This is a genomic window from Sphingomonas natans (genome assembly GCF_030546695.1).
GTDB classification, from domain to species: Bacteria; Pseudomonadota; Alphaproteobacteria; order Sphingomonadales; family Sphingomonadaceae; genus Sphingomonas_I; species Sphingomonas_I natans.
Window position 1 is genome coordinate 13399 of record NZ_JAUOTP010000001.1, and the last position, 16505, is coordinate 29903.

20 protein-coding genes and 1 tRNA gene are annotated in these 16505 nt (G+C 69.2%); 19 read left to right on the forward strand and 2 right to left on the reverse strand.

Annotated features, from left to right (window positions below):
* The first annotated feature begins 85 nt into the window (after positions 1-85).
* The gene (locus Q4F19_RS00065; protein WP_303539103.1) at positions 86-958 is read left to right on the forward strand and encodes a 3-hydroxyacyl-CoA dehydrogenase family protein; all 873 of its coding nucleotides are present in this window, start codon (positions 86-88) and stop codon (positions 956-958) included.
* 3 nt (positions 959-961) lie between these two features.
* On the opposite strand, the gene radA is transcribed toward Q4F19_RS00065, so the two are convergent.
* Positions 962-2335, reverse strand: coding sequence for a DNA repair protein RadA (radA, locus tag Q4F19_RS00070; RefSeq protein WP_303539104.1), 1374 nt, complete (start codon positions 2333-2335; stop codon positions 962-964).
* A gap of 124 nt (positions 2336-2459) precedes the next feature.
* Between radA and Q4F19_RS00075 the strand changes: the two genes are divergently transcribed.
* From Q4F19_RS00075 to Q4F19_RS00090, 4 genes are all read left to right on the forward strand, one after another.
* Complete coding sequence (locus Q4F19_RS00075; protein WP_303539105.1) at positions 2460-2750, forward strand: hypothetical protein; 291 nt, start codon at positions 2460-2462, stop codon at positions 2748-2750.
* Entirely contained in the window at positions 2750-3424 is a 675-nt protein-coding gene (pyrF, locus tag Q4F19_RS00080) for an orotidine-5'-phosphate decarboxylase (protein WP_303539106.1), read from the forward strand. Before Q4F19_RS00075 ends, pyrF begins: the two co-directional genes overlap by 1 nt.
* Positions 3425-3511: 87 nt before the next feature.
* Positions 3512-3588: transfer RNA gene (locus tag Q4F19_RS00085), tRNA-His, on the forward strand.
* 50 nt (positions 3589-3638) lie between these two features.
* On the forward strand, positions 3639-4688 hold the full coding sequence (locus Q4F19_RS00090) for a Glu/Leu/Phe/Val family dehydrogenase (protein WP_303539107.1): 1050 nt from the start codon (positions 3639-3641) through the stop codon (positions 4686-4688).
* A 12-nt stretch (positions 4689-4700) separates the two neighbouring features.
* Here Q4F19_RS00090 and Q4F19_RS00095 read toward each other — a convergent pair whose 3' ends face one another.
* Positions 4701-5621, reverse strand: a complete 921-nt coding sequence (locus tag Q4F19_RS00095) for a DMT family transporter (RefSeq protein ID WP_303539108.1) — start codon at positions 5619-5621, stop codon at positions 4701-4703.
* Between the two features lie 115 nt (positions 5622-5736).
* Between Q4F19_RS00095 and ccmC the strand changes: the two genes are divergently transcribed.
* From ccmC to Q4F19_RS00165, 14 genes are all read left to right on the forward strand, one after another.
* Positions 5737-6453: a heme ABC transporter permease CcmC gene (ccmC, locus tag Q4F19_RS00100; RefSeq protein WP_303539109.1), complete on the forward strand. Its 717-nt coding sequence runs from the start codon at positions 5737-5739 to the stop codon at positions 6451-6453.
* Positions 6450-6581, forward strand: coding sequence for a hypothetical protein (locus tag Q4F19_RS00105; RefSeq protein WP_303539110.1), 132 nt, complete (start codon positions 6450-6452; stop codon positions 6579-6581). Before ccmC ends, Q4F19_RS00105 begins: the two co-directional genes overlap by 4 nt.
* A gap of 11 nt (positions 6582-6592) precedes the next feature.
* Positions 6593-7051 carry a cytochrome c maturation protein CcmE gene (gene ccmE, locus Q4F19_RS00110; RefSeq protein ID WP_303539111.1) on the forward strand — a complete coding sequence of 153 codons (459 nt, stop codon included), beginning with the start codon at positions 6593-6595 and terminating at the stop codon, positions 7049-7051.
* On the forward strand, positions 7048-9072 hold the full coding sequence (locus Q4F19_RS00115) for a heme lyase CcmF/NrfE family subunit (RefSeq protein WP_303539112.1): 2025 nt from the start codon (positions 7048-7050) through the stop codon (positions 9070-9072). The genes ccmE and Q4F19_RS00115 overlap by 4 nt, the downstream gene beginning before the upstream one ends.
* Entirely contained in the window at positions 9069-9608 is a 540-nt protein-coding gene (locus Q4F19_RS00120) for a DsbE family thiol:disulfide interchange protein (RefSeq protein ID WP_303539113.1), read from the forward strand. The genes Q4F19_RS00115 and Q4F19_RS00120 overlap by 4 nt, the downstream gene beginning before the upstream one ends.
* A gap of 197 nt (positions 9609-9805) precedes the next feature.
* Complete coding sequence (locus tag Q4F19_RS00125; protein WP_303539908.1) at positions 9806-10150, forward strand: cytochrome c-type biogenesis protein; 345 nt, start codon at positions 9806-9808, stop codon at positions 10148-10150.
* The gene (locus Q4F19_RS00130) at positions 10147-10773 is read left to right on the forward strand and encodes a tetratricopeptide repeat protein (protein WP_303539114.1); all 627 of its coding nucleotides are present in this window, start codon (positions 10147-10149) and stop codon (positions 10771-10773) included. The genes Q4F19_RS00125 and Q4F19_RS00130 overlap by 4 nt, the downstream gene beginning before the upstream one ends.
* Before the next feature lie 132 nt (positions 10774-10905).
* On the forward strand, positions 10906-11646 hold the full coding sequence (locus tag Q4F19_RS00135) for a Crp/Fnr family transcriptional regulator (protein WP_303539115.1): 741 nt from the start codon (positions 10906-10908) through the stop codon (positions 11644-11646).
* Between the two features lie 106 nt (positions 11647-11752).
* Positions 11753-12787: a phosphate ABC transporter substrate-binding protein PstS gene (gene pstS / locus Q4F19_RS00140; protein WP_303539116.1), complete on the forward strand. Its 1035-nt coding sequence runs from the start codon at positions 11753-11755 to the stop codon at positions 12785-12787.
* Positions 12787-13731 (forward strand): phosphate ABC transporter permease subunit PstC, encoded by a 945-nt coding sequence (gene pstC, locus Q4F19_RS00145; RefSeq protein ID WP_303539117.1) that lies wholly within the window; start codon positions 12787-12789, stop codon positions 13729-13731. The genes pstS and pstC overlap by 1 nt, the downstream gene beginning before the upstream one ends.
* A complete protein-coding gene (pstA, locus tag Q4F19_RS00150; RefSeq protein WP_303539118.1) occupies positions 13728-14573 on the forward strand; it encodes a phosphate ABC transporter permease PstA in 846 nt (281 codons plus the stop codon). Before pstC ends, pstA begins: the two co-directional genes overlap by 4 nt.
* Before the next feature lie 2 nt (positions 14574-14575).
* Positions 14576-15370 (forward strand): phosphate ABC transporter ATP-binding protein PstB, encoded by a 795-nt coding sequence (gene pstB, locus Q4F19_RS00155; RefSeq protein ID WP_341850151.1) that lies wholly within the window; start codon positions 14576-14578, stop codon positions 15368-15370.
* 52 nt (positions 15371-15422) lie between these two features.
* Entirely contained in the window at positions 15423-15857 is a 435-nt protein-coding gene (locus Q4F19_RS00160) for a hypothetical protein (protein WP_303539119.1), read from the forward strand.
* A 74-nt stretch (positions 15858-15931) separates the two neighbouring features.
* Entirely contained in the window at positions 15932-16492 is a 561-nt protein-coding gene (locus Q4F19_RS00165; protein ID WP_303539120.1) for a DedA family protein, read from the forward strand.
* The last annotated feature ends 13 nt before the right edge of the window (positions 16493-16505 follow it).

Consider the following 16505-nt stretch of genomic DNA (forward strand, 5'->3'; position numbering starts at 1 on the left):
GCAGGCGCTGCGCGCAAATCCGCTTGCATCGCCGGGCGCCTGCCCCGATCGGATTTCGGCGTAAACGGGCAGGGGAGTGCGGGGCATGGACGTCGTCGGCATCGTGGGCGCGGGGCAGATGGGCGCGGGCATCGCGCAGGTCGCGGCGCAAGCGGGGATCCGCGTGCTGCTGTCGGACGTCTCCGAAGAGGTGGCGGCCAAAGGGAGAGCGGGAATCGCCAGGCAACTCGGCCGGCTCGTCGAGAAGGAGAAGATCACCGCCGAGGCGCGCGATGCGGCGCTGGCGCTGATTGAGCCGATCGGCGCGCTGGACGCGATGGCCGAGGCGGAGATCGTCATTGAGGCCGCGACCGAGCGTGAGCCGGTCAAGCGCGCGATCTTCGAGAGCATCGGCAAGGTGCTGGGGCCGCAGGCGATCTTGGCCAGCAACACCTCCTCGATCTCGATCACGCGGCTCGCTCAGGCGTCGCCCGATCCGGCGCGCTTCATCGGCATGCACTTCTTCAATCCGGTGCCGCTGATGCCGCTGCTGGAGCTGATCCGGGGGCTCGGCACGAGCGATCGCGCCGTCGCGGTCGCCGAGGCGTTCGGCGCCAAGGCCGGCAAGACGACGATCGTCGCCGCCGACCGGCCGGGCTTCGTCGTCAACCGCATCCTCGTGCCTTTGCTCAACGAGGCCTTTTTCGCGGCGGGCGAGCGACTCGCCTCGATCCCCGATATCGATGCGGGGGTGAAACTGGGCGCGGGGCACCCGATGGGGCCACTGGCGCTGGCGGACATGATCGGGCTCGACACGATCCTCGAGATCTTGCGTGTCTTCCAGGCCGATTTCGGCGATCCCAAATATCGCCCGGCGCCGATCCTGATGAAGATGGTCGAGGCGGGCTGGCTCGGCCGCAAGACCGGCCGGGGCTTCTACGATTATGCGGGCGAGACGCCGGTGGCGATCACGCTCTGAGGCTCAGCGCCCCAGCACATGATCGACGAGCGCGCCCAATGTCGCGAAGCCCGAGACGCGCATGCCGTTGCCGTCGGTCTTCGTCGCCGACGGCGCGAGCGCGCGCTGGAAGCCGAGCTTGGCGGCTTCCTTGAGGCGCAACGCGGCATGGCCGACGGGGCGGACCTCGCCCGAGAGCGCGATCTCGCCAAAGGCGACCGCGTCGGCGGGAATCGGCCGCTCCGACAGCGCCGAGACGAGCGCGGTCGCGACCGCGAGATCGGCGGCGGGATCCTGGATGCGATAGCCGCCGGCGACGTTGAGATAGACTTCCGCGGTGGAGAAGCTGAGCCCGCAACGCGCTTCCAGCACCGCCAGCGTCATCGCCAGCCGCCCCGCATCCCAGCCGACCACCGCGCGGCGCGGCGTCGCCCCGCTGGCGAGCCGCACGACGAGCGCCTGGATCTCGACGAGCACCGGCCGCGTCCCCTCCATCGCCGGGAAGACGGTCGCGCCGGCAATGCCGTCGCTGCGATCGGTGAGGAACAGAGCGGACGGGTTGGTGACCTCCTCCAGCCCCATCTCGGCCATCGCGAACACGCCGATCTCGTCGGTGCCGCCGAAGCGGTTCTTCACCGCGCGCAGGATCCGATATTGGTGGCTGCGCTCGCCCTCGAACGACAGCACGGTATCGACCATATGCTCCAGCACGCGCGGGCCGGCGATGCTGCCGTCCTTCGTGACATGGCCGACGAGAATCAGAGCCGTGCCGCGCTCCTTGGCGTAGCGGATCAGCTCCTGCGCCGAGGCGCGGACCTGGCCGACCGTGCCGGGCGCGCCCTCGATCAGGTCCGAATGCATCGTCTGGATCGAATCGATCACGAGCAGGGTGGGCGGGGCGCCCGAATCGAGCGTCGTCAGGATGTCGCGCACCGAGGTGGCCGAGGCGAGCTGGACCGGCGCATTGCCCAATCCCATGCGCCGCGCGCGCAACCGCACCTGATCGGCCGCTTCCTCACCCGACACATAGGCGACACGCGCGCCGCCGAGCGCGAGCTTGGCCGCCGCCTGCAGCAGAAGCGTCGATTTGCCGATGCCGGGATCGCCGCCGATCAGCGTCGCCGATCCGGCGACGAGCCCGCCGCCGAGCGCGCGATCGAGCTCCGCCATGCCCAGCGACAGGCGCGGCGGCAGCGCGACATCGGCATCGAGCCCCGACATCAGGATCGCGCGCCCGCCCGAGCGCAGATCGTGCTTGGCCGCGAATGGGGTCACCACGCCGCCGCCCGATTCCTCGACGAGACTGTTCCACTCGCCGCAATCGACACACTGCCCCTGCCAGCGCGACGTGGCGGAGCCGCAGGCCTGGCAGACGTAACGGCGATGCGGCTTGGCCATGCGGGCTCCGGGGGCGTTGAACGAAGCAAGAACATACCGTCTGGCAAGCCACGTGGCAACCGCAGCGCACGCGAAGATCGTTGCGGGGTCGCCATCTGCGCCGAAGCGCGATAGGAAGGGGATTATGGGCTTCCTGAGAACGCTCTTCTGGATCGCGATCACCGTCGTCGTCGTGGTCTTTTCGCTCCACAACTGGACGTCGGTGACGCTGGACCTGTTCGGCGGGCTCGCGGCGGACGCGAAGCTGCCCGTGCTGCTGCTGATCGCGTTCTTGCTGGGTTTCGTGCCACTCTACATCTATCATCGCGTGCAGCGCTGGCGCTATCAGCGCCGCATGATCGATCCCGCCCGCATCCCGCCCGTCCCGGCACCGCCGCCCGCTTTCGAGCCGACGATCCCGCCCGAGCCCTTCTGATGGGCAGCCGCATCTATGTCGCGCTGGACACGCCCGAGCTCGCCCAGGCGCTGTCGATCGCCGGGCGCGTGCGCCATCATGTCGGCGGGTTCAAGGTCGGGCTGGAATTCTTCGTCGCGAACGGCGCCGCCGGCGTGCGCGAGGTGGCCGCGCTCGGCCTGCCCATCTTCCTCGATCTGAAGCTCCACGACATCCCCAACACCGTCGCGAGCGCGATCCAGGCGCTGCACGATCTGCATCCGGCCGTGCTGACGATCCACACCGCGGGTGGGCGGGCGATGATGGAGGACGCGAAGGCCGCCGCCCCGCCGGGGACGAAGGTCGTCGGCGTCACGGTACTGACTAGTCTCGATGGCCGCGATCTCGCATCGATCGGCGTCGATGCGGCGCCCTCGGCGCAGGTCGAGCGGCTCGCCGATCTCGCGGCCGAAGCCGGGCTCGACGGGATCGTCTGTTCGGGCGCGGAGGTCGCCGCCGCGCATGCGCGCTGGAAGCACGGCTTCTTCGTCGTGCCCGGCGTGCGCCCGGCGGGCGGGGATGCGGGCGACCAGAAGCGCGTCATCACCCCGCGCGCCGCGGTGGATGCCGGCGCCTCGATCCTCGTCATCGGCCGGCCGATCACGAAGGCGGAGGATCCGGATGCCGCGGCGCGCGCTATCGCGGCGACGCTTTGACCCGCTCGGCGACAGCTTTGTGACCGGCTCCGCTTGACCGACCGGGGCTTGCGACCGTAAGGGCGCGCTGCCGACGGGCAATGTGCGGCGGTCGTAGCTCAATTGGTTAGAGCGCCGGTTTGTGGTACCGGAGGTTGCGGGTTCAATCCCCGTCGATCGCCCCATCGGCTTCCTTTCTGCCGTCGCGCATCGGCTCACCCCGAAGCCCAAAGCCATGATGTCCCCCTGGGATCTTCCCGATTTCGACACGCACGAAGGCGTGCATTTCTTCCGCGACGAGGCCACCGGCCTGACCGCGATCATCGCGATCCACTCCACGCATCTCGGGCCGGCCGCAGGCGGCACGCGCTTCTGGCGCTATGCCGACAAGAGCGAGGCCGTGACCGACGCGTTGCGCCTGTCGCGCGGGATGAGCTTCAAGAATGCGATGGCGGGGCTGCCGATGGGCGGCGGCAAGGGCGTGGTTCTCGCCGACGAGACCGTCGTGAAGACGCCCGAATTGCTGGCCGCGTTCGGCCGCGCGATCGATTCGCTGGGCGGGCGCTACATCACCGCCGAGGATGTCGGGATGAGCGATCAGGACATGGTCGCGATCCAGCGCACGACGCGCCACGTCTCCGGACTGCCGGTGGGCGAGGGGGCCGCCGGCGGCAATCCCGGACCATCCACCGCGACGGGCGTGTTCCTCGGCATCAAGGCCGCGATCGCGCGCGGGCTGGGCAAGCGCAGCGCGCAGGGCGTGCGCGTCGCGATCCAGGGCGTGGGCTCGGTCGGTGGCGGAGTCGCGCGCCTGCTCGCGGCGGAAGGCGCGATCCTGACGCTCGCCGATGTCGACGCCGCGCGCGCCGAATCGCTCGCGCGCGAACTGGGCGCTGAGACGGTCGCGGCGGACGCGATCCTGCGCGTCGAGGCCGATGTCATCAGCCCCTGCGCGCTGGGCGCGATCCTCGACGCGGACAGCATCGCCGCGCTGCGCGCGCCGATCGTCGCGGGCGGCGCGAACAACCAGCTCAAGACTCCGGCCGAGGGCGATCGGCTGACCGAGCGCGGCATCCTCTACGCGCCCGATTATGTGATCAACGCCGGCGGCATCATCAATGTCGCGTTGGAATATCTGGGTCAGGGCGATCGTGCCGAGGTCGAATCGCGGATCGCGCTGATCCCCGAGCGGCTGGAGGCGATCTGGGCCGAGGCGGCGGAGACGGGCGAGGCGGCATCGACCGTCGCGGACCGGATGGCGATGCGGCTGATCGGGCGCGGCTGAGGCCGCACCGGCTCAGCCTTCGGGCGGGGCCAGCGCCTGCTTGGGCTGCTGGCCCTGACGGCTTTCGCGATAGGCGGTGTAGATGCCGCTCGCAGTGATCAGCGCGGCGCCGGCAAGCGTCAGGCTGGCCGGCGGCGAGGCGAAGATGACCCAGCCGATGAACGTCGCCCAGATGATCTGCAGATAATCGAAGGGGACGACGACCGAGACGGGCGCGAAGCGCAGCGAGCTCGTCAGCCCGATCTGGCCGACGCCGCCGCACAGGCCCGCGCCGATCAGCAGGGCATAGGTCGTCGCATCGTGCGTGTGGCCGAAGATCGGCAGCAGCGCGCCGCCGACGAGCGTGCCGAAGCTGGTGAACCAGAAGACGATCGCGGCGGTATGCTCGGTCTTGCCGATCTGGCGCAGCGTGATCATCACCGCCGACTGGCCGAACGCGGCCATCACGGCCATCGCCACGCCGACCGGCGCGAGCCCGCCGCCCCCGCCCGGGCGGACGACGAGCAGCATGCCGACAAAGCCGATCGCAACCGCCGCCCAGCGCCGGCCGCCGATCGCCTCGTGCAGCACGATCGCCGAGAGGATCGTCGAGAAAACGGGCGCGGTGTACGTGATCGTCGTCGCCTCGCCCAAGGGCAGGCGCGAGAGTGCGCCGAAGGTGAAGACCATCGTCGACAGACCGATCACCGAACGGGTCAGGTGCGCCATCGGCCGGCGCGTGCGCAGGCTGGCCAGGCCGGGGCCGAACGCCGCCCACGCGAGCACGAGCGGCAGCGCGCAGACGCTGCGGTAGAACAGCATCTCCATCGTATCGGCACCGCGTTCGCTGGCGGCCTTCAGGAAGGCGGCCATGAAGGCGAAGCTGGTGGAACTGACCGTGCGAAGTCCCATGCCCAGCAACGGGCGATCGACGGGAAGCGCGGGGGCGTTCATCGGGCAAGCGCTTGGCGGCTCGGGCCGGCTTGCGCAAGCGAGCGCGGCATCACGGCGCCGCTTTCCACCGGGCGATCCTTATACTATTCGGCGGAAAGCCCTTTCCGGACCTTCGATGCATCGCTTCGCCAACCCTGCGCGCTTCCTCTCGATCGCCCGCCCGCTGACCGCCTGGTTCGGCTGGGGCGGCGCCGTGCTGATCGCGGTCGCGCTCGTCGGCGGGCTTCTCATCACGCCGTCCGATTACCTGCAGGGCCAGACCGTGCGCATCATGTACGTCCATGTGCCGTCCGCGTGGCTGGGCATGGCGGGTTGGGCGGGAATCGCCGCGGCGAGCTTTGCGCAGCTGGTCTGGCGGCATCCGCTGAGCGCGGTCGCCGCGCGCGCGATGGCGACGCCGGGCGCGGTCTATGCCGCGATCTGCCTCGCCAGCGGATCGATCTGGGGAAGGCCGACCTGGGGCACCTGGTGGGAATGGGACGGCCGGCTGACCTCGATGCTCGTCCTTTTGTTTCTCTATATCGGCTATATCGCGCTCGCCAATTCGGCGGGGAAGGATGCGGGCGGGCAGCGCATCACCGCGATCTACGGGATGGTCGGCGCGGTGAACCTGCCCGTCATCCATTATTCGGTCTTGTGGTGGCGGACGCTCCATCAGGGGCAGAGCATCGGGCTGACGAGTTCGTCGATCGATCGCAGTCTGCTGTGGCCGCTGCCGCTCGCGGCATTGGGCTTCACGCTCCTGTTCGGCGCGATCGTGCTGATGCGGATGCGGGCCTTGCTGGCGGACATGAAGGTCGAGGCGCGCATGAAGCGTTTGGCGACGGCATGATAGGCGGCTGGCCCTTCGTGATCGCGGCTTATGCGCTCGCCGTCGGCGGAACGCTCGGCCTCGTCGGCTGGGCATTGATGGCGATGCGCCGGGCCGAGGCGCGCGCGGAGCGGTTGCGCGACCGGTGATGGCGACACGCATGAAGGCCAAGCACCAGCGCCTGACGCTGGCCCTGCTCGCGGTGGCGGCGCTGATCGGCGCGGCGCTGCTGGCGATGTCCGCGCTGAAGGATCAGGCCGCCTATTTCTACACGCCGAGCGACGTCGGCCGCGATCATCTCGCGCCCGGCCGCGCGGTGCGATTGGGCGGGATGGTCACCAAGGGATCGATCACGAAATTGCCCGATGGGGTGACGATCCGCTTCCTCGTCACCGATGGCGCGGCGACCGTGCCGGTGCGCTTCTCGGGAATCGTCCCGGCCTTGTTCAAGGAAGGCTCGGGCGTCGTCGCCGACGGGCGCTTCGATGCGACCGGGCTGTTCGTGGCCGATCAGATCCTCGCCAAGCATGACGAGCGCTATATGCCGCCGCAGGTGGCGGGCGCGATGCACAAGAGCGACAGCATCGAGACAGGCCCGAAAGCGAAGGCGCTCAAGTGATTGCGGAAGCCGGCCTTGTCGCCTTGTGGCTGGGGGCTGCGCTGTGCGCGCTGCAGCTGGTGCTGACGATCCTGACACTTCGCACTCCGCTTGTCCTGAGCGAAGTCGAAGGACGTGTCGCAAGCGCATCCCCCGGAGCACGTGCTTCGACTTCGCTCAGCACGAACGGGGAAGAGATGGGTCCGGACGGGGCAATGCTCGCCAAGGCCATCCGCCCCGTCGCGGTTGCGCAAGGCCTGCTCACCTGCCTCGCCTTCGCGCTGCTGATCCTGCTCTTCATCCGCGTCGATCTGTCGGTGCTGCTCGTCGCGCAGAACGATCATAGCGAGAAGCCCTTCCTGTATCGCTTCGCCGCCTCGTGGGGGAATCACGAGGGCTCGATGCTGATGTGGGTTTCGATCCTGTCGGTCGCGGGCGCGGCGGTCGCGGTGCTCGAGCGGCGGCTCAACGAGCGGACCCTAATCGCCACGCTGGGCGGGCAGGCGGCGATCGCCTTGGGCTTCTACGCCTTCCTGCTATTCGCCTCGAACCCGTTCGCGCGGCTGACCCCGCCGGCGATGGAAGGGCAGGGGCTCAATCCGCTGCTGCAGGACCCCGGCTTGGCCTTCCATCCGCCGACGCTCTACATCGGCTATGTCGGGCTGTCGGTCGCCTTCTCCTTCGCGATCGGCGCGCTCGTCACGCGCGACGTCGGCCCGGCCTTCGCGCGCGCGATGCGGCCCTGGGTGCTGGGCGCGTGGATCTTCCTGACGATCGGCATCACCGCGGGCAGCTACTGGGCCTATTACGAGCTCGGCTGGGGCGGCTGGTGGTTCTGGGATCCGGTCGAGAATGCCTCGCTGATGCCGTGGCTCGCGGCGACGGCTTTGCTCCATTCGGTGACGGTGCTCGCGACGCGCGATGGCTTGCGCGCGTGGACGGTGATGCTCGGCGTCGTCGCTTTCTCGATGAGCATGGTCGGCACCTTCCTCGTCCGATCGGGCATATTGACGAGCGTCCACGCTTTCGCGGTCGATCCGCGCCGGGGCAGCTTCCTGCTGGCTTTGCTCGCGCTCTATATCGGCGGGGCGCTCGTCCTGTTCGCACTGCGCGTGGGGACGGTGCGCGAAGGCTCGCGCTTCGATGCGCTGAGCCGCGAGGGCGCGCTGGTGCTCAATAATCTGCTGCTGACCGTCATCCTCGGCATCGTCCTCGTCGGCACGCTCTATCCGCTGATCCTGGAAGGGCTGACGGGCGACAAGCTCTCGGTCGGCCCGCCTTATTTCAACAGCGCGGCGGGGCCGCTGGCGCTGCTGCTCTGCATGGCGATGGTCGCGGGGCCGCTGATGCGCTGGCGGCGCGAGGATGTGCGGCCCTTATTGCGCCGGCTCGCCCCGGCCGCCGCGCTCGTCGTCGTCGCGCTGATCGCGATCAAGCTGTTCGCCCCGCCGATCGGGCTCCTGCCTCTGCTCGGGCTCGGTCTTTCGTTCGGCATCGGGCTCGGCTCGATCGAGCCTTTGTTCGGCCGCAACCTGCGCCGCACGCCGCTCTTCACCTGGGGCATGGTCGTCGCCCATTTCGGGATTGGCGTCGCGCTGGCGGGGATGGCCTGCGACAGCGCCTTCACCGTCGAGAAGCTGGTCGCGGCGTCGGTCGGCGAGACGATCCCGGTCGGCCCGTGGCGGGTCAAGCTCGCCAGCGTCACACCCGGCTTCGGGCCGAACTGGACGTCGATGGAAAGCACGCTCGAGGTCGAGCGCGGCGGGGCTCCGCGGACGCTCCGTCCGCAGGCACGCTATTATTGGGCGCCGCCGACCGAGACGAGCGAAAGCGCGATCCTGACCGTATGGAACGGCCAGCTCTACACCGTGCTCGGCAGCCAGGCCGAAGGCGGCCGCTGGCAGCTGCGCCTGTGGTGGAAGCCGTTCGTGACCTTGATCTGGGCGGGCGGCGGGCTGATCGGCCTGGGAGGCTTCCTCGCGCTGATCGGACGGCTGTTGCGCGAGCGGCGCTCGGCCAAGAATCGCGAGCTTTACGCGTGAGCGCGCGCCGCCGCCCGTGGCTGTTGTGGGTGCCGTTGCTCGGCTTCATCCTGCTCGCGACGATCTTCGTGATCGGGCTGCGCAAGCCCGACGATCCCAGCATCACCTCGAAGATGATCGGCGAGACGATCCCGGCTTTCGCGCTGCCCGCGGCGACGGCGGGCGTGCAGGGCCTCGCCAGCGCGGACCTGACGACGGGCACGCCGCACCTCGTCAACATCTTCGCCAGCTGGTGCGTGCCGTGCGCGGGCGAGGCGCCGCAGCTGGAGGCGCTCGCCAGGAACGGCGTGCCGATCGTCGGCATCGCGATCCGCGACCGGCCCGACGACGTCGCCGGCTTCCTGACGCGCTACGGCAATCCCTATGCCCGGATCGGCAGCGACACGACGAGCAAGGTCCAGATCGCGATCGGCTCGTCGGGCGTGCCCGAGACGTTCGTCGTCGACGGCAAGGGCGTGATCCGGCTCCAGAAGATCGGGCCGATCATGCCCGAGGACATGGCCGACGTGCAGGCTGCTCTGGTGGCGGCGCGATGAGGTCCGTCTCGCTTCCTGTCCGTCATGCTGAACTCGTTTCAGCATCCATGGCCCGCTTTCTCGATTGGCAGGCGGGTGGAAAGGGCAGGCCATGGATCCTGAAACGAGTTCAGGATGACAGGTTGAGAGGCCCGGTCGTCATAGCCGCGGCGGCGCTGACACTTGCGCTGGCCCCTCCCGTCCTCGCCAACAGCGCTATGCCGACCGCGCCGCTCGCTTACACCCAACTCCCCGATCCCGCGCAGGAGGCCAAGGCCAAGGCGCTGATGGAGACGCTGCGCTGCCTCGTCTGCCAGGGGCAGTCGATCGCGGACAGCAATGCCGATCTCGCCGCCGACATGCGCAGCCTCGTCCGCCAGCGCATCCAGTCGGGCGAGACGCCCGAGCAGGTGCGCGCCTGGCTCGTGAAGCGCTATGGATCGTGGGTGTCGTACAAACCTCCGCTCGCCGCCGATACGTTGATCCTGTGGATCGCGCCCTTGCTGCTGTTCGCGCTCGGCGGCGTGCTCGCAGTGGGCTCGCTCAAGCGGCGCCGGCGATGAACGGCTGGATCATCCTCGCCGCCTTCGCGGTCGCGCTCGGCGCGGGGCTGTGGCTCGTCATCCGCCCCGGTCGCACCGTAGCCGAATTGATCGCAGCGGCCTTGCTCGTCGCGCTCGCAGGCTATGCCTGGCAGGGCAGCCCGGCCTTGCTGGGGCGCCCGACCGGCCCGCACGACAATCGCCAGCCGCCCGCCAATCTCTTCGCCGACGAGCGCGGCAAATGGCTGGAGCAGGTCGGCGTCGATGCGCAGGCGCTGGACGCGGCCGACGGACTGATCCGCAGCGGCGACGCGGCGTATGCGGCGGGCATATTGCGCGCGGGACTCGAGCATCGTCCGCGCAGCGCGACGCTCTGGATCGGTCTCGGCAATGCGATCGCGCAATATGCCGATGGGCTCGTCACGCCGCCGGCGCGCTACGCGTTCGAACATGCCTCGCAGCTCGCCCCCGACAGCCCGGCGCCCGCCTATTTCCTGGGTCTCGCGCTCGCGCAATCGGGTGATCTCGACGGCGCCGAGCAGAGCTGGCGCGAGCTGATCGCGAAGGCACCGCCGGGGGCGCCGTGGCGTTCGGCCGTCGAGGACAAGCTGGCTGCGATCGATCGCGCCCGAACGCTGCGCTGAGCGAATTCTTATATCGGTCCGGTTATCGCGTCATATCATGAATTTCGCGCTAATCCCTGTTCAGCCTTTCGAACGCGCGCTACACGGCGGCGACTTTCCTCGCGCGAGCGCCCGCCGTTGCTGATCCGAAGTGTGACCGACGACCCGAAACTGGATGCGATTGGTTCGCTGATCGCTCGCCTGCGCCGCTCCGACATGATCTCCGAGAACGAAGTCGCGGCGCTGGCCGGGCTGATCTCGGTCTGCCGCGACTATCCGGCGCGAGCGGTCGTCGCGCGCCCGCGCGAGCATCTCGAAAAGAGCCAGCTCCTCGTCGAAGGCTTCGTCGCGCGGCAGACCGAATTGCCCAACGGCCGCCGGCAGATCCTGGCGATCCATGTCCCCGGCGATTTCCTCGATCTCCACGGTCTGCTGCTCAAGTCGCTCGATCATGACGTCGTGACGCTTTCGCCGGCGCGGCTGGCCGAGGCGCCGCACGCCATCCTGCGCGAGACGACCGCGCAATATCCGCACGTCGCGCGCCTCCTGTGGTTCTCGACGATGGTCGACGCCGCCATCCACCGCGAATGGATCGCCTCGCTCGGCCGCACCGCCGCCGGCCGCATCGCGCATCTGTTCTGCGAATTGCAGCTGCGGCTGGAGGTCGTCGGCCGCGCCGATGCGGACGGCTATGCGCTGCCGCTGACGCAGATCGACATCGCCGATGCGACCGCGCTGACGCCGGTCCACGTCAACCGGACCTTGCGCCATCTGCGCGAGGCGGGGATCGTGGATTTCCGGACCGGGCATGTCGCGATCGGCGATCTCCCGGCGCTGCGCCGGATCGCAGGATTCCGCCCCGATTATCTGTATCTGGAGCAACAGCCGCGCTGATCGGCTCGACTGTCATAAAAATGTCATAGAAGCGACCCAGAGCGGACGCCACGGACCGATAGGACCGATCGTTCGGCCGGTCCGGCCTTCCTCGTCCAGGCGTATCATGCTGCCCAGGCTTCTCTGTTCTTCGCTCTGCCTGCTGATCGCGACGGCGGCCGGCGCGCGGACGATCGCCGGCGCGGGCGCGACCTTCCCGGCCCCGGCCTATGCGAAATGGGCGGAGGCCTATCGCGCCGAGACGGGGCTCAGCCTCAATTATCAGGCGATCGGGTCGGGCGGCGGGATCAAGCAGGTCAAGGCCGGCACGGTCGCGTTCGGCGCCTCGGACAAGCCCTTGCGACCACGCGATCTGGCCGCGGCCGGGCTCTATCAATTTCCGACGCTCGTCGGCGGCGTCACGCCGATCATCAACCTGCCCGGCGCGAAGCAGGGGCAGGTTCGGCTGACCGCGGGCCTGCTCGCCGATATCTATCTCGGCCGCGTCCGCCGCTGGAATGCGCCGCAGATCGTCGCGCTCAACCCTGGGATCCGGCTGCCCAACCTGCCGATCACGGTCGTCCACCGCTCGGACGGATCGGGAACGACTTTCCTCTTCACCTCCTATCTGGCGCGCAACAGCGCGGACTGGACGAGCGAAGTCGGCGCGAGCGATGCGGTCGCCTGGCCGACCGGGCTCGGCGGCAAGGGCAATGATGGCGTCTCGGCCTTCGTCAAGCAGACCAAGGGCGCGATCGGCTATGTCGAATATAGCTTCGCCAGGCAGAACGGATCGACGGTCGTCGCGCTGCGCAATCGCGCGGGCCGTTACGTCGTGCCCTCGGCGGCCGGTTTCGCGGATGCCGCGGCGAGCGCGGACTGGCTGCACAGCCCGGGCAATTACATGCTGCTGCTCGACGAGCCCGCGGCGCGCGCCTGGCCGATCGCGGGCGCGACCTTCATCCTCGTGCCGCGGCGCCCGAAAGATGCGGGCGATGTCGGCGAGGCGCTGCGCTTCTTCGCCTGGGGCTTTCGCAAGGGCGATGCGCTGGCGACCGCGCTCGATTTCGTGCCGATCCCCGCGACGGTCGAGAGCCTGCTGATCCGCCAGTGGACGCGGCTCGTCGTCGCCGACGGCAAGCCGGTCTATAGCGAGCGCTGATGGCCAGCCTGTTCGCCAGCGCGGGCGCCGAGAGGCAGAAGCCGAGCGAGGCTCTATTCCGCTTCGCCTGCGCGGCCGCGGCGACCCTGCTGATGACCGCGCTGGCCGGGATCGTCGTGAGCCTCGCGATCGGCGGCTGGCCGGCCTTCCGCGCGTTCGGCCCTGCCTTCCTGTTCACCGCGACCTGGAATCCGGTGACCGAGGTCTATGGCGCGGCCGGGCCGATTGTGGGCACGCTGCTCACCGCCTCGATCGCGCTCGGCTTCGCGCTCCCGCTCGCCCTCGGTGTCGCGATCTTCCTCGTCGAATTCTGCCCCGCGCCGCTCGCCGCGCCGCTCGCGGTCGCGATCGAGCTGCTCGCGGGGATTCCCTCGATCGTCTATGGCATGTGGGGCCTGTTCGTGCTCGCGCCGTGGTTCGCGGAGCATGTCCAGCTGCCGATCGCGCTGTCGACGGTGCCCGGTAGCTGGGCCGACGCCTTCTTCTCGGGAACGCCCAATGGCGCGAACATCTTCACCGCCGCGCTCGTGCTCGCGGTGATGATCCTGCCTTATATGGCGGCGGTGTTCCGCGAGCTGTTCCTGACCGTGCCGCCGCAGGTGCGCGAGGCGGCCTATGGGCTGGGCTGCACGCCGCTCGAGGTGGTGCGCTCGATCACGATCCCGTCGGTTCGGCGGGGCATGATCGGCGTGATCATGCTGGGGCTGGGGCGTGCGCTCGGCGAGACGATGGCGGTGACCTTCATCATCGGCAACGCGCATGCGATGCCGCGCTCCCTGTTCGACGGGGGCGCGACGATCGCCTCGACGATCGCCAACGAATTCACCGAGGCGACCGGGGCGCTGCACGAAGCCTCGCTCGTCGCGCTCGGGCTGATCCTGTTCCTGATGACGTTCGGCGTGCTCGCGCTCGCGCGCACGCTGCTGCGCACGGACGATCGGTGACGGGCTCGCGCGCGATGCGGCGGCGGCTCGCCAACTGGCTGTTCGTCGGCCTGTGCGGGCTGGCGACCGCGATCGCGCTCGGACTGCTCGTCGCGATCCTGTGGACGCTCGTCAGCCGCGGCATCAGCGGACTCGGCCTCGTCCTGTTTACGCTCGACCAGCCCGCGCCCGGATCGCACGGCGGCTTGCGCAACGCGATCGTCGGCTCGCTGATCATGTGCGGGATGGGAATGGCGGCGGCGCTCGTCATCGGCATCCTCGCCGGCACCTGGCTGGCCGAATATGCGCCGGGCACGCGCGCCGCGACGGTCGTCCGCTTCCTCAACGATGTGCTGCTGTCCGCGCCGTCGATCCTGATCGGGCTGTTCGTCTATGAGCTGCTCGTGGCACCCTTCGGCGGATTTTCGGGCTATGCCGGTGCGGTCGCACTCGCCTTCGTCGCGACGCCGATCGTGGTGCGCACGACCGAGGACATATTGCTTCTTCAGCCCGCCGCATTGCGCGAAGCGGGAATGGCGCTGGGCGCGGGCAGGGCGCTCGTCATTCGCCGGATCGTCTGGCGCGCAGCGCGGACCGGACTGCTCACCGGCGGGCTGCTCGGCTTCGCGCGGATCAGCGGCGAGACCGCGCCTTTGCTGTTCACCTCGCTCGGCAACCAGTTCTTCAATGCCGATCCCTCGCAGCCGATGGCGAGCCTGCCGACCACGATCTTCCAGTTCGCGCTCTCCGCCTATGACGAGTGGCAGAGCCTGGCCTGGGCGGGCGCCTTGCTGATCGCCGCAGCGGTGCTGGTCGTGAATATCGTCGGCCGTATCCTCGCCCGGGAGAGCCATTCACTGTGACCATGCCGATGACCGCGCCCGAGCTGATCACCGAACCCGATCCTGCGAAGGTCGTACTGGAGACGCGCGGCCTCGATTTCTTCTATGGCGAGACGCAGGCCCTGTTCGGAGTCGATCTCGCGGTCGAGCGCAATCGCATCACCGCTCTGATCGGGCCGTCGGGCTGCGGCAAATCGACTCTGCTGCGCGCGATCAACCGCATCTACGCGCTCTATCCCGGCCAGCGCGCCGAGGGGACGATCCGGCTGGACGGCGAGGATATCCTCGCCACGACGCATCTCTCGGCGCTGCGTGCGCGGATCGGCATGGTCTTTCAAAAGCCGACGCCCTTCCCGATGTCGATCTACGACAATGTCGCGTTCGGCGTTCGCCTCGCCGACAAGAAGCCCAAGGCGGAAATGGACGGCATCGTCGAACATGCGCTGCGCCGCGCGGCGCTGTGGGACGAGGTCAAGGACCAGCTCGCCAAATCGGGGCTCGGCCTGTCGGGCGGCCAGCAGCAGCGCCTGTGCGTCGCGCGCGGGCTCGCGGTCAGCCCGCAGGTGCTGCTGCTCGACGAGCCCGCCTCGGCGCTCGATCCGATCTCGACCGCCAAGCTGGAGCAGACCCTGTTCGAGCTGAAGCGCGACGTGACGATCGTGATGGTCACGCACAATCTCCAGCAGGCGAGCCGCATCTCGGATCATACGGGCTTCCTGTATCTCGGCCGGATGGTCGAGTTCGGCCCGACCGACGCGCTCTTTTCCAAGCCGCGCTCGACGCAGACGCGCGATTATCTGACCGGGCGCTTCGGCTGACGGCACCGGAACGACCCGCCTGCGTTGTGGGGGCATGCAGCGGACGTGGCTCATGCGCGGGATGGCGGCGGCGACCTTTCCGGTGGCCGTCTTCTTCCTGATCCCGCCGACCGAGACGAAGGCGTCCTGGTCGAGCATCCACCACGATGTCACGCCGTTCAGCGCCGCGCCTGCGGCCGAGACGAGCGCGCCCGATTACGCCTATCCGGTCTCGTATGGACCGCCCGCGTCGCCGCAGTTCGTGCGGTCCGAGGATCGCGACGGTGCGATCGACGAAGCCACCGCGCACGAGATCGCGATCGCCGACGAGGATCGCGCTTATGGCGACGGCTATGCCTGGGCGTCCGAGCACGAAGTCGCCGATGCGCGCGAGTGTCGCCGGCTGAGGCGAGCGCGCGCAAGCGGCTGCCGCGATTATGTCGCGAGCCTGATGCCCGCGCCGGAGCCCGAGCGCCAAGCGACCGACCGGATCGACCCGTCGCTCTGATCGGCCGGTAGCCGAACTCCGCCGGCCCGCGTACAGCCGGTGCATGCCCCGAGGAACCACCGACGTGTCGCATCTTGGCGATTGAGGCGCTCGTCGCCCGCTACGGGCTGATCGCGATCTTCGCGGGGGCGGGGATCGAGGGTGAGGCGGTCGTCATCACCGGCGGCGTGCTCGCGCAGAAGGGCCTGCTGCCGATCTGGGGCGTCGCGGCGGCAGCAGCAGCGGGGTCCTGCCTGATCGACCAGCTCTGGTTCTGGATGGCGCGGCGCTACCGCGATCATCGCCGCGTCCGCGCGGTCATGGCGCGTCCCGCCTTCGCGCGCGCGATCCGGCTGCTGGAGCGCTATCCGACGAGCTTCATCCTCGCCTTCCGTTGGATCTACGGGCTGCGCACGGTCAGCCCGATGGCGATCGGCACCTCGGCGATCCGCTCGCGGACGTTCGTGCCGCTCAACATCGTCTCCGCGGCCTTCTGGGGGCCGGCGATCGCCTGGGCGGGCTATGCGTTCGGCAAGGCGCTCGATCCGTGGCTGCACGACGTCAAGTCGGTCGTGCTCGGGGCGCTCGCGCTCGGCGGGGGCATCGCGCTCGTGCTCCTGCTCGTTCGATGGCACCGGGCGGCCGTCGCGGGCTAAGGTCGTCCGAGGA

Coding starts and splice junctions, on each gene's coding strand:
- Q4F19_RS00065 (WP_303539103.1), top strand. CDS start 86: ATGGACGTCGTCGGCATCGTGGGCGCGGGGCAGATGGGCGCGGGCATC.
- radA (WP_303539104.1), bottom strand. CDS start 2,335: ATGGCCAAGCCGCATCGCCGTTACGTCTGCCAGGCCTGCGGCTCCGCC.
- Q4F19_RS00075 (WP_303539105.1), top strand. CDS start 2,460: ATGGGCTTCCTGAGAACGCTCTTCTGGATCGCGATCACCGTCGTCGTC.
- pyrF (WP_303539106.1), top strand. CDS start 2,750: ATGGGCAGCCGCATCTATGTCGCGCTGGACACGCCCGAGCTCGCCCAG.
- Q4F19_RS00090 (WP_303539107.1), top strand. CDS start 3,639: ATGATGTCCCCCTGGGATCTTCCCGATTTCGACACGCACGAAGGCGTG.
- Q4F19_RS00095 (WP_303539108.1), bottom strand. CDS start 5,621: ATGAACGCCCCCGCGCTTCCCGTCGATCGCCCGTTGCTGGGCATGGGA.
- ccmC (WP_303539109.1), top strand. CDS start 5,737: ATGCATCGCTTCGCCAACCCTGCGCGCTTCCTCTCGATCGCCCGCCCG.
- Q4F19_RS00105 (WP_303539110.1), top strand. CDS start 6,450: ATGATAGGCGGCTGGCCCTTCGTGATCGCGGCTTATGCGCTCGCCGTC.
- ccmE (WP_303539111.1), top strand. CDS start 6,593: ATGAAGGCCAAGCACCAGCGCCTGACGCTGGCCCTGCTCGCGGTGGCG.
- Q4F19_RS00125 (WP_303539908.1), top strand. CDS start 9,806: ATGCCGACCGCGCCGCTCGCTTACACCCAACTCCCCGATCCCGCGCAG.
- Q4F19_RS00130 (WP_303539114.1), top strand. CDS start 10,147: ATGAACGGCTGGATCATCCTCGCCGCCTTCGCGGTCGCGCTCGGCGCG.
- pstS (WP_303539116.1), top strand. CDS start 11,753: ATGCTGCCCAGGCTTCTCTGTTCTTCGCTCTGCCTGCTGATCGCGACG.
- pstC (WP_303539117.1), top strand. CDS start 12,787: ATGGCCAGCCTGTTCGCCAGCGCGGGCGCCGAGAGGCAGAAGCCGAGC.
- pstB (WP_341850151.1), top strand. CDS start 14,576: ATGCCGATGACCGCGCCCGAGCTGATCACCGAACCCGATCCTGCGAAG.
- Q4F19_RS00160 (WP_303539119.1), top strand. CDS start 15,423: ATGCGCGGGATGGCGGCGGCGACCTTTCCGGTGGCCGTCTTCTTCCTG.